The 13,956-nt window shown below is 73.1% G+C and carries 10 protein-coding genes; 1 reads left to right on the top strand and 9 read right to left on the bottom strand.

Translation table 11 applies throughout. The annotated features are described in order from the left end of the window. Position 1 precedes the first annotated feature (1 nt). The 9 genes from OG247_RS43420 to OG247_RS43380 form a co-directional block, all read right to left on the bottom strand. Positions 2-217, bottom strand: coding sequence for an MbtH family protein (locus OG247_RS43420; RefSeq protein ID WP_327258025.1), 216 nt, complete (start codon positions 215-217; stop codon positions 2-4). Positions 218-312: 95 nt separating this feature from the next. Further along, the gene (gene sbnB, locus OG247_RS43415; protein ID WP_327258024.1) at positions 313-1,314 is read right to left on the bottom strand and encodes a 2,3-diaminopropionate biosynthesis protein SbnB; all 1,002 of its coding nucleotides are present in this window, start codon (positions 1,312-1,314) and stop codon (positions 313-315) included. A gap of 6 nt (positions 1,315-1,320) precedes the next feature. Next, a complete protein-coding gene (gene sbnA, locus OG247_RS43410) occupies positions 1,321-2,304 on the bottom strand; it encodes a 2,3-diaminopropionate biosynthesis protein SbnA (RefSeq protein ID WP_327258023.1) in 984 nt (327 codons plus the stop codon). A gap of 197 nt (positions 2,305-2,501) precedes the next feature. After that, positions 2,502-4,784: an MMPL family transporter gene (locus tag OG247_RS43405; protein ID WP_327258022.1), complete on the bottom strand. Its 2,283-nt coding sequence runs from the start codon at positions 4,782-4,784 to the stop codon at positions 2,502-2,504. 116 nt (positions 4,785-4,900) lie between these two features. Then, positions 4,901-6,283, bottom strand: coding sequence for a condensation domain-containing protein (locus OG247_RS43400; RefSeq protein ID WP_327258021.1), 1,383 nt, complete (start codon positions 6,281-6,283; stop codon positions 4,901-4,903). Next, on the bottom strand, positions 6,280-6,546 hold the full coding sequence (locus OG247_RS43395; RefSeq protein ID WP_327258020.1) for an acyl carrier protein: 267 nt from the start codon (positions 6,544-6,546) through the stop codon (positions 6,280-6,282). The genes OG247_RS43400 and OG247_RS43395 overlap by 4 nt, the downstream gene beginning before the upstream one ends. Positions 6,547-6,574: 28 nt before the next feature. Further along, positions 6,575-8,380: an acyl-CoA dehydrogenase family protein gene (locus OG247_RS43390; protein ID WP_327258019.1), complete on the bottom strand. Its 1,806-nt coding sequence runs from the start codon at positions 8,378-8,380 to the stop codon at positions 6,575-6,577. Continuing rightward, on the bottom strand, positions 8,377-10,128 hold the full coding sequence (locus OG247_RS43385) for an acyl-CoA dehydrogenase family protein (RefSeq protein ID WP_327258018.1): 1,752 nt from the start codon (positions 10,126-10,128) through the stop codon (positions 8,377-8,379). Before OG247_RS43385 ends, OG247_RS43390 begins: the two co-directional genes overlap by 4 nt. Beyond that, positions 10,125-11,789: a fatty acyl-AMP ligase gene (locus OG247_RS43380; protein WP_327258017.1), complete on the bottom strand. Its 1,665-nt coding sequence runs from the start codon at positions 11,787-11,789 to the stop codon at positions 10,125-10,127. The genes OG247_RS43385 and OG247_RS43380 overlap by 4 nt, the downstream gene beginning before the upstream one ends. A gap of 323 nt (positions 11,790-12,112) precedes the next feature. Here OG247_RS43380 and OG247_RS43375 point away from each other — a divergent pair, with 323 nt between their 5' ends. Beyond that, on the top strand, positions 12,113-13,927 hold the full coding sequence (locus tag OG247_RS43375) for an AfsR/SARP family transcriptional regulator (protein ID WP_327258016.1): 1,815 nt from the start codon (positions 12,113-12,115) through the stop codon (positions 13,925-13,927). Positions 13,928-13,956 lie beyond the last annotated feature (29 nt).

Here is a 13,956-nt window from a genome sequence, read left to right as displayed (position 1 = left end):
GTCAGGCCGCGGCGGAGTCCATGCGCTCGCGCAGGCTGCGCGGGCGCATGTCCGTCCAGACCTCGGCGATCCGGGCCAGGCACTCGTCCTTGGAGCCCTGGGTGCCCTCGGCGGTCCAGCCGGCGGGCAGCTCGCGCTCGGCCCACCAGATCGAGTACTGCTCCTCGTCGTTGTGGACGACGAGGTAGGTGCGGTCGTCGGTCTGCTCGGTGCTCATGTCTGCTCCTTGGATTCCGCGGGAACGAAAGGTGTCGGACGGGCGGGTGGGGGGCGGGGGGGGTGGGGTGCGGGCGGGGCCGGGGGCGCCGGGTGTCAGGCGCCGGGTCCCGGCAGGAAGCCGTCGACCGGTACGCCGAGGCCCTGGCGCACCGCCTCGCCGTGCACGTGGTCGGCGAGGGCCAGGTCCAGCACGCCGAGCCCGAACGGCGAGAAGACCACCGTCCGGCCGGGCTGCCGGGTGAACTCCACCTCGCCGGTGAGCAGTTGACCGATGGACGCGTCGATGAAGGCGCGTCCGCCGGTGAGCTGCTCGGCCAGGTGGAGGGAGGTGCGCTCGCGGCACACGTGGTCGGCGTCGTCGACGATGTTGTGGGCGTCGAGCAGGGCCTCGGGCCGCAGGTCGCGCAGAGAGACGTGCAGGACCACGCTGCCGGGCCGCACGGCGTCCAGTCCGGTGTGCGGCACTCCGGCCGTGGTGGCGAAGGAGACCAGCCGGTGCGCGCCGAGGGCCTCGTCGAGGCTGTCGGCCCGGGAGACCGTGAGCCCGGGGGCGTAGGCGGCGGCGTCGGCCGCGAACCGGGTCGCGCGCTCCGGAGAGTGGTCGTACAGGGTGACGGCGGTGAGGGAGGGCAGCGCGGCGGCCAGGTGGCGCAGGATCGCCGCGTTGATGACGCCGCAGCCGATCAGCGCGACGCCCTCCGGCCGGTCCGCGCGGGTCAGCAGCTCGGCGGCGAGCGCGGCACTGGCCGCCGTGCGACGGGCCGAGATCACCGAGCCCTCCACCAGGGCCTCCGGGTGGCCGGTGGCCAGGGAGTTGAGGAGGATCGCGGCGCTGGCGCGCTCCAGTCCGGAGTCGACGTTCGCCGGGAAGGAGGAGATCCACTTCATTCCGGCGACGGGCCGGTCGCCGCCGCGGTAGGCCGGCAGTCCGATGATGCGGTCCCGTTCCCGGCCGGGGAAGCGCAGGAAAACGGAGTGCGGGACGGCGGTCTCACCCGAGGCGTGCAGCCGGTATGCCTCGGCCACGGTACGGATGTTGTCCGTCTCACGGCCTTCGAGGAGTTTCTCGACGTCGGCGTGCCGGATGACGATCATGGGATTTCAGCCCTTCCAGAGGTGGGATACCTCGCCGAAATGACGGAGGACCCACTCGTCGGAATAAATCGTGTCGAGATAGCGGTCCCCACCGTCCGGGAAGATCAGGACGCAATGGGATCCGTCGGGAATCCGCTCCGCGTATTTCTGGAGGGCGGCGACGGTCGCGCCGGACGATCCGCCGGCCAAAATGGCCTCCCGGTCCACGAGCCGGCGGCAGGCCGCGACGCATTCGAGGTCGGAGATGTGGACGACGTCGTCGGCGGCGTCGGGGTCCATCAGCGGCGGCACGACGGAGGCGCCGTGTCCGGGGATCAGCCGCACGCTGGACTCGTGTCCGAAGATGGCGCTGCCCAGGGCGTCCACGGCGACGACCGTGGTGCCCAGGCCTTCGTTGCGGATGTGGTCGGAGCAGCCCTTCAGGGTGCCGAAGGTGCTCACGGAGGCGAAGAGGTAGTCGACGGTCCCGTTCAGCGACGCGGCGATCTCCCGCATCGTGATCTCGTGGGCCCGCGGGTTGAGCGGGTTGGCGTACTGGTTGGGCCAGAAGGCGTGCGGGACGGTTGCGACCAGCTCGCGCACCCGGCGCAGCCGGGCCGGCAGGTATTCGCCGGTGGCCTCGTCCCGTTCGGTGACGACCTCCACCTCGGCTCCGAAGGCGTTCAGGATGGCGAGGTTCTGGCCAGTGGTCTTGCCGTCCACCACGCACACGAAGCGCAGTCCGAAGTAGCGGCACATCTGGGCGAGTCCGACGGCGAGGTTGCCGGAGCTGGACTCGATGACGACTGACTTGCCCGGCTTCAACTCGCCGGAGCGCACCGCGTCGATCAGCATGCGTTGCGCCGACCGGTCCTTGATGCTGCCGCCCGGGTTGAATCGCTCGACCTTGGCGAAGACCTTGGACCCGAAGCCGGGCAGCAGGTTTTCCAGGCGAACCAGAGGGGTGTTCCCTATGGTCTCCAGAATTCCTGAGTACGGTTTCTCGGGCACGAATTTCCCTTCGTGGCAGGCTCCGATGGCAATCATTCGGCCTGACGTCTGAAATCTTCCGAGATCCCGCTATACACCGCCTATACGGTCCGACCTGCGGACGTTTCCCGGCGGGAAAAGACGAGGGGCCGGGGTGCGCCCGAATTCGGCGCACCCCGGCCCCTCGCTCTTCCCCTGCGGGGGATTGACGGGGAAGGTCAGCTCCGGACGGTGTCCGGCGCGACGGCCAGCGGCCGCGGGTCCTGCTCCTCGCGGCCCGCCGGCTCCTCGTCGGCGCCCTCCAGGCTGATGCCGGGCAGCCAGCGCAGCCAGCTCGGCATCTTCCAGGTGGCGTCGCCGAACATCGTCAGCGTGGCCGGCAGGAGCACGCCGCGGACGATGGTGGCGTCGATGAGCACCGCCGTGGCCAGTCCGACGCCGACCATCTTGAAGTCGATGGCGGACATCGTGCCGAAGACCGAGAACACGGCGATCATCACGGCGGCGGCGCTGGTGACGACGCCGGCGCTCCTGGTGATGCCCTCGACCACCGACTGCTTGGTGGACAGTCCGCGGCCCCGGTACTCGCGCACCCGGCTCAGGATGAAGATGTGGTAGTCCATGCTGAGGCCGAACAGGGTGACGAACATGAACAGCGGCAGCCAGCTGACCACGGCGCCGTAGGAGCGGAAGTCGAGGACGGAGGAGAGGTGCCCGTCCTGGAACACCAGGGTCAGCACCCCGTACGCCGCCCCGATCGACAGCAGGTTGAGGACGATCGACACGATGGGGATGAGCAGCGATCGGAACGCCGACGCCAGCAGGACGAAGGCCAGGACCATCACGAAGCCGAGCACCCACGGGGCGCTGTCGGTCAGGGCCGTGTTGAAGTCCTCCTGCTTGGCGGTGTCGCCGGCGACCGCGAACTCCAGGCCGTCGACCTTGCCGAGCGAGGCGGGCAGGGCCACTTCCCGAAGTTCCTTCAGCGCGGCGACGGACGTGCTGTCCTTGCCGTCGCCGTCCATCGGGACGCGGACGACCATCAGCTTGCCGCCGGGGATCATGCTGGCCTCGACGGGCTCCTTCAGCTTGCCGCCGCTCGCGGCGACCCGCTCCTTCAGCGCGGCGATGCCGGCCTTGACCTCGGCGCCGTCCAGGTTGGAACCGCGGACGACCACCTCGGCCGGCTGGGTGCTGACCGGGAACGCCTTCTGGACCCGCTCCAAGGCCTGGAGGGCCGGCACGTCGGTGGGCATCCGGTGCTTGAGGTCGGGGTCGGACAGCTTCATGCCCAGGGCGGGCACGGCGAGCAGGACGAGGACGCCCGTGCCGACCGCGGCCCACAGAACCGGGGCCTTGACCACCTGGCGCACCACGGAGGCCCATACCCGGGAGTCCTTGACCTCGGTGCGGCGGGCGCCCAGCCACGGCACCTTCCAGTTGTCGACCCGCTCACCGAGCCAGGCCAGTACGGCGGGCAGCGCCGTGACCGCGCCGAGCATCGCGATGCCGACGACGGCGATGGTGCCGATCGTCATGCCGGTGAACGTCTCGATGCCGGTGAACAGCAGGCCCGCCAAGGCGATCATGACGGTGAGTCCGGAGACCACGACCGCCTTGCCCGACGTACGGCCCGCGATGATCAGCGCGGTCTCGTTGTCCCGGCCGGCGGCCCGCTCCTCACGGGCGCGGCGCAGGTAGAACAGCGAGTAGTCGACGCCGACGGCCATACCGATCAGCAGCACGACCGAGGGGGTGGAGTCGCCGATCGCGATCCACTTGCCGAAGAACGTCAGGAAGCCCATCGCGGCGATGACCGACACCAGCGAGATCAGCACCGGCAGGCCGGCCGAGATCAGCGAGCCGAACACGACCGCCAGGATGACGATGGTGAGCGGGATCGACAGGACCTCGGCGCGCGTGAAGTCCTCGTCCTGGATCTTGTCGATGGCCTGGCTCACGCTGACCTTGCCGGTCTGCGCGATGGACACGGCGGGGTGGGAGGCCGCCTGCTCGATGATCGCCTTCTCCGTGGGTTCCATCGAGTACCCGGTCACGGAGAAGCGGACGAGCAGCGAACGCCCGTCCTGGGAGACCAGTTTGCGCGCCACCTCGGCGCTGTCGCTCGGAGAGACGACGTCGGACACCCAGGGGGCTCCGCTCTCGTCGTTGCCGAGTCCGCGCAGCGCCTGCGCGACGTCCTTCGCCGCGGCCTGCAGATCGGGGTTCTGGGCGAAGCCGGGGGCTCCGTCCTTCGCCTCGATGAGCACGTTCTCCTGGGGCGGCGCGAAGACCATGGCGTCGTCGAGCATCTTCTGTGCACGGCCCGTCTCACCCGGGGCGTGCTCGTCGAGGCTGGTAGAGCCGAGGCCCGCGCCCAGCGCGATGATGAGGACTACCAGACCCAGCCAGCCGAAGGCTGCCCGTTTCCGGTTGTGGACGCTCCACCGTGTGATGCGTTCGACCAGCGGCTTTCGGCCGGCCCCGGATACCTGATTCATGATGACGACCTCGTGGTTGGGGTGGTGGATACACGCTGACAGGCCCCTCTCATACGCGACCTATATCGGCTGCCATGGGGGGTTCGGCCTGGTGGGGGGAGGGCGCGGGGCGGCCGCTACCAGTCGTCGGATCCGGCGCCGAGGCTCAGCAGGTCGGCCAGGTCCTCGGTCGAGACGAGCGGGACCCGGGAGACCGCCGTGTCCGGCTCCTCCACCGCGGCCCGGACCATCCGCTCGAAGACCTCGGCGAACCGCCGTACGGTCTGCTCGGTGAACAGGTCGTCGGCGTAGCGCAGTACGACGGTGAGTCCGGTGCGGCCGGAGCGAAGTTCCACGTTGAAGTCGAACTGGCCCTCCATGTGGGGGAGATCGAGGAGGCTGAGCCGCAGTCCCGCGTACTCGGTGCCGTTCCCGTCCGTGCTGTTCCCGTCCGTGCCGTTCCCGTCCCCGACCAGGCCGGGGACGGGCAGCCGGTCCATGGCCAGCAGGGTCACGGCCATCGCGAACTGCGGGACCGGTACGGGGTGCCGCAGGTGGCTCAGGCCCCGCAGCAGTCCGTCGTGGGCGGCCGACACGGCCTCGCCGACGGTGGTGTCGGGCGTGAACCGGGCCCGCAGGGCGAGGGAGTTGACGAGGTAGCCGACCATGTCGGAGGCGCCCTTGCCCATCCGGACGGAGGCCGGGCAGCCGATGACGAAGTCGTCGAGTCCGGTGGACCGGTGCACCGCGGCCTGGAAGGCGCCGAGGAGCATCCCGAAAGGGGTCGCCCGGGCCAGTGCGGCGGCCTGCGGCAGCCGCTCCGCCAGCTCGGGGTCGATCCGGTGCGCGTGGGTCGCCCCGCGCAGCGCCGCCGCCGCGCCGCGCGGCCGGTCGGCCGGGAGGGTCGCGGCGACGGTCCCCTCGCCCAGTGCGGCCCAGTACCGCTCGGCGCGCTGCCGTGCGGGGGTGGCCGCGAGCCGCCGCTCCTCGGCGACGTGCGCGCCGTAGGGCACCTCGGCGGCGGGAAGGCCGCCGGTGCCGCCGGCGGCGAAGCCGGCGTAGGCGTCCAGCAGGTCGCGCAGCATCAGCCACTGGCTGGTGGCGTCGCCGGCGATGTGGTGGGCGGCCACCACCAGCGCGGCGTCGGCCGGGCCGCGCCGCAGCAGCACCACCCGGTACGGCCGGCCCTCCGAGAGCCGGAAGGGGCGGGCGCCCGCCGCGCGGGCCAGGTCGGCCAGCTCCGCGTCGCTCGCTCCGGTTGCCTCGTGCACCTCGAAGGGCGCGTCCAGGCCGGGGGCGGGACGGCGCAGCGGGCGGCCGTCCTCCTCCTGGTAGAGCGAGCGGAGCAGTTCGTGGCGGCGGGCGAGCTCGGCCGTGGCGCGGCGCAGCGCCCCTTCGTCGAGCGCGCTGTGCACCCGTACGCCCAGCACGATGTTGTACGCGGCGCTCTCGGGCGCGAGCCGGTGGAGGAACCACATGGCCTCCTGGCCCGCGGACAGCGGGAGGCTGCTACCCGTCACCGCCCGCTCAGCTCCTGGGTCAGGTGGGCGGTGAGGGCGTCGACGGTCGGGTGGTCCCAGGCCATCGTCGGCTCCACGACGAGGCCGAAGCGGTCCTCGACGTCCCCGCAGAGGGTGAGGGCGTAGACCGAGTCGAGGCCGAGCTCGATCAGCGCCGCGGCGGTGTCGACGTCCTGCGGACGGGATTCCAGGTAGAAGGCGACCCGCTCGACGAGCCAGTCGCGTATCTCGGTGGTGTCGGCGGCCTCGCGGGCAGCGGGCATGGTGGACTCCCTGTGGTGTGGGCCCGTTTCACAGGAGCGGGGCACGGATGAGGTCGAGCGTCAGGTTCTGTTCGTGGCGGCGGAGCAGCTCGGCGTGGACGGCTTCGGAGGCGTCCTCGGGAAGCGGCGGTGGCCGCAGGCCGAGCCGCTCGGCGAGCCGGTGCAGGGCGCAGACCACCCAGGCGGGCTCCCCGGTGAAGCCGTCCCCCTGCTGCCAGACGCCGATGCAGGCGGCCGCGGCGAGCACGTGCGCGTACCGGTCGGCGAGCAGGAAGCCGCGGCGGGAGGCGATGGCGGTACGGTCGCGCGCCGGGAGGGCGACGGCCCGGTCGCCGAGCCGCCGCAGTTCCTCCGCGAACAGCCGGGCCAGCGCGGTGACCTGCGGGTGGCCGTGGTCCCGGTCCGGGTCCGCCACCAGGCGGCCGAGGGTGTCGCGGCCGCGCGAGTTGAGCTCCAGGCGGGAGAGGTCGAGCGGTGGCAGCGGGCCGCCGGGCAGGAAGAGCCCGCGCGGCGGATCGACCGCCTCCGGCCCGTCGCCGTGCCAGCCGCGGGCGGCGATCCGGGGCAGCTGGGGCACGATCGTGGCCTGGCAGACGGCGCTGCCCGCGTGGGCGAGGGAGACGACCGGGAGGTCGCGGGCGGCCTTCTGGAAGACGGTGTACGGCCCGGTCCGCAGGTAGCTGCGGGCGCCGAGCAGCACGGAGAGCCGGTAGGAGGAGTCCTGGAGCAGTTTGGGGACCAGGTACTTGACGGCCGCGGACAGCACGCTCGTCTCGCCCGGCAACAGGTGCAGGGCGCGGGCGCCGACCGTGGACAGCGCGTCGCACACCAGCAGGTCCGTGAACGCGCCGGTCAAGGCGGCCCGCGGGGAGGGGAGGTCGGTGACGGGCCGCCCGTAGAGCAGCCGTTCGCGGGCGAAGCCCAGGACGGCCCGCAGCTGGGTGTCGCCGGTGCCGACCACCATGCCGGGCAGCACGCTGCGGGTGACCTGGAAGGCGCGCAGCACGGTCTCCATGGCGTCGCCCGGCCGGCCGAGGAGCGTGTCGCCGGGGACGGGGCAGTCGTGGAACTCGATGCCGCCGAGGAGGCAGCCGCGCACCCCGGAGACGGGGTAGCGGAAGTCCCTTCGCACGGCGTCCGCGGGCACCCCGTCGAGATCGACCAGGAGGTGGGAGTGGCTGCGGCTGCCGGGCCGGTCGTCGGTGCGGGCGAAGAGGACCGCGGCCTGGGCGCGGGAGACGTTGTTCACGAGCTGCTTGCCGCCGTCGACCCGGTACCCGCCCCGGGAACCGGGGTCGGGGTCGGGGGCGGCGGTGAGTTCGTGGCGGGAGAAGTCGCTGCCGTGGGCGAGCTCCGTGTACGCGGCGACGATGCGGCCGCCGGACAGCAGGACGTCGGCGGCCCGGCGCTGTTGCGCGGGCGAGCCGGAGGCCCATACGGGGAGCCCGGCGATGAAGCTGGTGACCCCGTAGCCGATGCCGAGGGAGCAGTCGCGCCGGAACAGGGCGCGCATGAGGTGCGCGAAGGAATCGGCCTGCTCGAAGCGGCCGCCGAGCGCACGGGGGACGAACTCGGCGTTCAGTCCGAACGCGGCGAGCATCCGCTCCCCTTCGGGGAGCAGCTCGCCCCGCTCGTCGGCGGCGAGGACGGCGGCCGCGCCCAGCGGGTTGTCCGGATCGGCGGCCGGACCGAGCAGGGCCTCCAGCCGTGCGGCGCGCTCCCGGATCCCGGGCCCGGCGGTGGCGGTCCCGGTCGTGGCGGTCCCGGTCGTGGCGGTCCCGGTCGTGGCGGTCCCGGTCGTGGCGGCGGGCGCGGGAAGCGTCGGGTGTGTCATGCCCCCTCCTCGGTGGTCGGGCGGCCGGCTTCGGCCAGGTCGCAGTGCAGCAGGGAGAACAGCCGTCCCGCCGCATGCTGGCGGCGCAGCGCCGGCAGCAGCCGGTCCAGGGCCGGTCCGTCCTCGTCGTCGAGGTCCGGTTCGCCGGTCAGCCGCCGCACCAGCCGGGTGAGGACGGCCTCCGGCCATCCGTCGTCGGACCAGCGGCCGGACGGGGTGTGCAGCCAGAGGTGGAGGGCGGCGGCGCCCGCGTACAGGAGCGTGTAGTCACGGGCCAGCGCGAAGGCCCGCTCCGGCACCTGACGCGCCGAGGGGCGGTGGGCGGCGAGCTCCCCGTGCAGCTCCCCCGCCAGGCCGAGGAGTCGTTCGGCGAGGGCGGCGAGCGGGGTGCCGGGCGCGCGCCGGGACACCTCCCGGGCGGCCGCGGGCAGCGACTGGACGACGCTGCACCCGGACCGGGCGTAGAGGGTGAGCGCGCCCGGGTCGAGCGGCGGAACCTCGGTGTCCAGGCCCGCGGCCGCCTCGACGCCCGCCGTGTCGGCGAGGCCGGCGTTCCAGCCGCGGACCAGTACGGGGAACTGGTTGACCAGGTAGTTGAGGTTGACGGCCGTGCTGCCGTCGAAGATGCCGACGATGCGGTGGTCGCGCTCGATCTTCTGGAAGGTCCCGTCGGCGTGGTCCCGCACGAGCATCGCGCGCGCTCCGAGCAGCTGCCGGACGGCGGCGATCGTCTCGTCGCCGATGGTGGGCACCAGGTACTTCACGACCGCCGACACCACGCTCTGCTCGCCGGTGAGGGTGTGGATGGAGCGGGTGGCGACCAGGCTGACGGCCTCGGCGGCGAGCAGGTCGGCGTACGCCTCGGCAAGGACCCGCCCCGCCTGCGGGAGTTCCGCGAGGGGGCGGCCGTACAGCCGGTGCTCCTCGGCGAAGCCCGTGCCGATGCGCAGCGCCTGGTCGGCCATGCCGAGGGTCATCGCCGAGCACAGGGTCCGGGTGATCTGGAAGCCGCGCAGGACGATCTCCAGGCCCTCCCCTGCCGCGCCGACCAGGGCGTCGGCCGGCACCTCGGCGCCGGTGAAGGAGATCCCGCTGATATCGGCACCCCGCACGCCGTGGGTGGGGAGCGCGGGCATGGCCTGCCAACTCCCCTCCGCCAGCTGGGACTTGTCGACGAGGAACAGGCTGAAGCCGCGGGCGCCGCCCTTGGGGTCGGTGCGGGCGAGCACGGTCACCAGGTCGGCGCGGGTGGCGTTGTTGATCAGCCACTTCTCTCCGTCGAGCCGGTGGCGGCCCGGGCCGGCCGGGACCGCGGTGAGCTCCCCGGCCAGCAGGTCGCTGCCGTGGGAGCGTTCGGTGAGCGCGAGCGAGACGACCGCGCCGTCGAGGACCCGGCCGGCGAGCCGCCGGGCCTGGTCATCGGCGCCCGCCACCCATGCGCAGACCGCTCCGAGGTAGGTCTTGGTGTGGGCCAGGGCCACGGTGAAGTCGCGCCGGCCCAGGGTGCGGATGATCAGCGACAGCTCCTCGGCGGAGCGCAGCGCGCCGCCGAGCGCTTCCGGTACGAACCACCGGGGCAGCCCGAGCTCGTCCAGCCGGCGGCAGGCCTCGGCCGGGAACCGCTCGGCGCGGTCCAGTGCGCCGAGGCGGGCGAAGGAGAAGGGGTTGGCCGGGTCGTGGGGGTCGCCGAGCCATCCCTCCAACTGCTCGGCGAGGGCGTACGGGGAGCGCACCGGTGCAGTCGTCACTGGTCGGCCGCCTTCCGGCCCCGGGGGGCGCCGGCCGGTACCAGCTCGCCCTTGAGATACAGCTCGCGCATGAGGGTGCGCTTGACCTTGCCGCTGGTGGTGCGCCGGACCTCGCCTATGCGCACCAAGCGCACCTCGCCGACCCGGACGCCGAGGCGGCGGGTGAGCCCGGTCTTGGCGCCGGCGGCGAGCCGGGCCAGTTCGTCGGCGGGACGGCGGCGGGCGCGCAGCTCCTGCACGACCACGATCTCGTCCTGCGGGCCGTCCGGGACGGCGAAGGCGGCGGCCGGAAGGCTCGCGAACTCCTGTTCCAGCTCGCCCAGTTCGCGCTCGATGTCGTGCGGGTAGAGGTTCCGCCCGTGCACGATGATCATCTCCTTGATCCGGCCGGTCACGAACAGCTCCCCGCCGCTGAGGGCCCCGAGGTCCCCGGTGCGCAGGAAGCCGCCGCCGAGTCCGACGGCCACGGCGCCGAAGGTGCGCGCGGTCTCCTCCGGCCGGCCCCAGTAGCCCTGGGCGAGGCTGGCGCCGCGGATCCAGATCTCGCCGACCTCGCCGGCCGGGAGCTCCCGGCCGGTGTCCGGTCCGATGATGCGGACCTCCAGCTCGCGGACGGTTCCGCTGCTCACCAGCCGCGGCGCCCCGGTGCCGGGCGCGGCCGGTTCGAGGCGGCCGGCGGCGAGCGCGGCCGGGTCCGCCGAAAGGACCACCGGGGCCGACTCGACGCGGGTACCGGTCACGAAGAGGGTGGACTCGGCGAGCCCGTACCCGGGCAGCAGCGCCCGGGCGGTGAACCCGGCCGGGGCGAACCGCTCCGCGAACCGCGCGAGGGTCGCCGCGTCGACCGGCTCGGCGCCGTTGCACGCGTGGGTCCAGCGCGAGAGGTCGAGGCCGGCGGCCTCCTCCTCGGTGACGCGGCGCGCGCAGAGCTCGTACGCGAAGTTCGGGGCGCAGCTGATGGCGGCGCCGGTGCGGTCGATCAGGCGCAGCCAGGACACGGGCCGTTTGAGGAAGTCCTCGGGCGGCATCAGCACCGCCGTGCCGCCGAGGTGCAGGGGCGTCAGGATCATCGCGATGAGACCCATGTCGTGGTACGCGGGCAGCCAGCTGCACCAGGTCTGTCCTGCGTGCCAGCCGTTGCTGCGGGCCATCAGGCCGATGTTGTGCACGAGCGCGGCGTGGGACACGACCACGCCCTTGGGGTCGCTGGTCGAGCCCGAGGTGTACTGGAGGAAGGCCGGCATGCGCGGCAGGACGGCGGGCGGTGTCCAGCCCAGCACGTCGGCGGCGGCCGCCTCTTCGAGCCGTTCGTCGTCGAGGACCAGCGCGGCCCCGCAGTCGGCGGCGATGCCCTCGGTGCGGGACTCCTGGAGGCCGTGGCCGCCCTGGGCCGGCACGGGCACCGGGGTCACGCCCGCGTAGAGGCAGCCGAGGAAGGCGCGGACGAAGCCGGTGCCGGGACGGAAGGCCAGCAGGACCCGCTGGCCGGGCGAGGTGTGCGCGAGCAGCCACTGGGCGACCGCCCGTCCGGCGCGGTCCAGTTCGGCGTACGTCATCACCTTCTCGTCGGCGCCCGCCGCGCAGAACCGTACGGCGACCCGCTGCGGATGTTCGGCGACCCGGCGCCGGAACCCGCTCACAAATCCGTCGAAGCTGATCACGCGGCCCTCTCCCCTCGTCCCTCGGCGGCTGGTGGCCCCGACCCTCGGCTGCGGGGCTATCGCGCTCCTATACGGGGGCGGGACCACGCGGCGGCGGGACGGCGGCAGGACGACGGCCGGGCGGCGGCGGGACGGCGGCAGGACGGCGGCACGGGAGGAAAGCGCGGAACGATATACGGAAGATCCGCGGAATCCATGTTCCGTTTCGGGGGCTGGCAGGGTGTTGCCAACGCAATGTCCTGACAGGTGCAAAAGCTGCCACCGGCCCTGAGCAGGGCCAAGACTTGTCCCCGTTGGAACTGCTACCGCACGGGGGAGACACCATGGAGTTCCAGATTCTCGGGCCGGTCGAAGCCCGGCGGGACGGCGAATGCGTCGCCCTTGCCGGAACGAAGGTCAACACGGTGCTCGCGGCCCTGCTCCTCGCCCGCGGCCGGATGGTCTCCGACACGCGGCTGAGCTTCCTGCTGTGGGGGTGGAACCCGCCCGCGACCATGAACGCGCAGATCTACACCTACGTCTCCCGGCTGCGGATACAGCTCGGCGACGAGATCCGGATCGTGCGCCAGCAGCCCGGCTACGCCCTGCACACCGGCGAGGCCTCCGTCGACTTCGTCACGTTCGAGCGGCTGGGCCGGCTGGGCCGCGAGGCGCTGGCCGACGGCCGTGTGGAGGAGGCCGACCGGCACCTGCGCGGGGCGATGGACCTGTGGCACGGGCCCGCCCTGTCCAACGTGACCGAATTCCTCGCCGACGCCGAACTGCCGCAGCTGGAGGAGGCGCGGGCCGCCGCCACCGAGAACCGGATCGAGGCGGACCTCGTCCTGGGCCGGCACCAGCAGATCGTGCCCGAGCTGACCGGGCTGGTGTCCCTGTACCCGGTGCGCGAGCGCATGCGCGCGCAGCTGATGACCGCCCTGTACCGGTGCGGACGCCAGGCCGACGCCCTCAGCACGTACCACGAGGGCCGCCGGGCGCTGGCCGAGGAACTGGGCGTGGACCCGGGCGAGGCGCTGACCGCCACCTATCAGCGGGTGCTGACGGGTGAGCTCCAGGTGCCCGCCCAGCCGCCGCGCCCGGTGACCGCCCGCACGCTGGTGCCTGCCATGCTGCCGCCCGACATCGCCGACTTCACCGGCCGCGCGGCCGAACTGGCCGAGCTCCGCAGGCTGCTGCCGCCCGCCGGGAGCGGCGCCCCCAGCTGGCACGCCCGCCGGTTCCTGATCACCGGCATGGCCGGGGGCGGCAAGACCGCGCTCGCCGTCCGGGCCGCCAACGACTGTCTGGCGGACTTCCCCGACGGCCAGCTGTACGCCGACCTCAGCCACTCCGACGGTTCCCCGCGCGACCCGCGCCGGGTCCTGGTCCACCTGCTGCGGGCGCTCGGGGAGGACGTGTCGAAGGCCGCCGGGGAGACCGACCTGGACGAGCTGATCCGCCTCTACCGGACCCGCACCGCCCGCAAGCGGCTGCTGATCCTGCTGGACAACGCCGTCAGCGAGCTCCAGTTGGGCCCGCTGCTGCCCGGGGCGCCCGAGCCCGCCGTCCTGATCACCAGCCGGACGGCGCTCGGCCCGGTCGGCGGGGTCCACACGATGGTGCTCGGACCGCTCAGCCCCGAGGACGCCTTCGCCATGCTGTGCGCCGCGCTCGGACCCGTCCGGGTGGGCGGGGACCCGGACGCGGCCCGGCGGATCGCCGGGTACTGCGCCGGACTGCCGCTGGCCGTCCGGATCGCCGGCAACCGGCTGATCACCCGGCCGCAGTGGTCGCTGTCGGGGCTCGCGGACCGCCTCGCGGACCCCGCGGGCCGGCTGTCGGAGCTGGAGGCGCGGGGGCTGTCCGTACCGCAGAGCCTGGCCCTGTCGCTGCGCCACCTGCGGCCCGAACGCAGGCAACTGCTGCACCGGCTGCCCGTGGTGGGCGGCTGTGCCCCCTTCCCGGCTGCGGTGGTCGCCGACACGCTAGGGCTGTCCGGGGCCGAGGCTGAGCACGCGCTGGAGGCTCTGGTGGACCACGGACTGCTGACGGTGTCGGACGGTCCGACGGCCCCGGTGTACGAACTGCACGAGCTGGTGGCGCTGTTCGCCCGCTCCCTGGGTCCGGCGCTGCCGGCGGCGGAGCTGGCGATGAGGTGAGTGCCGTGCACAAGCCGAAACCCCCTGCC

Source organism: Streptomyces sp. NBC_01244 (assembly GCF_035987325.1).
Classification (GTDB): Bacteria; Actinomycetota; Actinomycetes; order Streptomycetales; family Streptomycetaceae; genus Streptomyces.
The sequence above is the reverse complement of the archived record's forward strand: the minus strand, read 5'-3'. Positions and strand labels throughout refer to the sequence as shown.

Bases quoted from the DNA above. Each gene is read 5' to 3' on its own strand.
- sbnB (WP_327258024.1), bottom strand. From the start codon at position 1,314: ATGATCGTCATCCGGCACGCCGACGTCGAGAAACTCCTCGAAGGCCGT.
- OG247_RS43375 (WP_327258016.1), top strand. From the start codon at position 12,113: ATGGAGTTCCAGATTCTCGGGCCGGTCGAAGCCCGGCGGGACGGCGAA.
- OG247_RS43395 (WP_327258020.1), bottom strand. From the start codon at position 6,546: ATGCCCGCTGCCCGCGAGGCCGCCGACACCACCGAGATACGCGACTGG.
- OG247_RS43420 (WP_327258025.1), bottom strand. From the start codon at position 217: ATGAGCACCGAGCAGACCGACGACCGCACCTACCTCGTCGTCCACAAC.
- OG247_RS43390 (WP_327258019.1), bottom strand. From the start codon at position 8,380: ATGACACACCCGACGCTTCCCGCGCCCGCCGCCACGACCGGGACCGCC.
- OG247_RS43405 (WP_327258022.1), bottom strand. From the start codon at position 4,784: ATGAATCAGGTATCCGGGGCCGGCCGAAAGCCGCTGGTCGAACGCATC.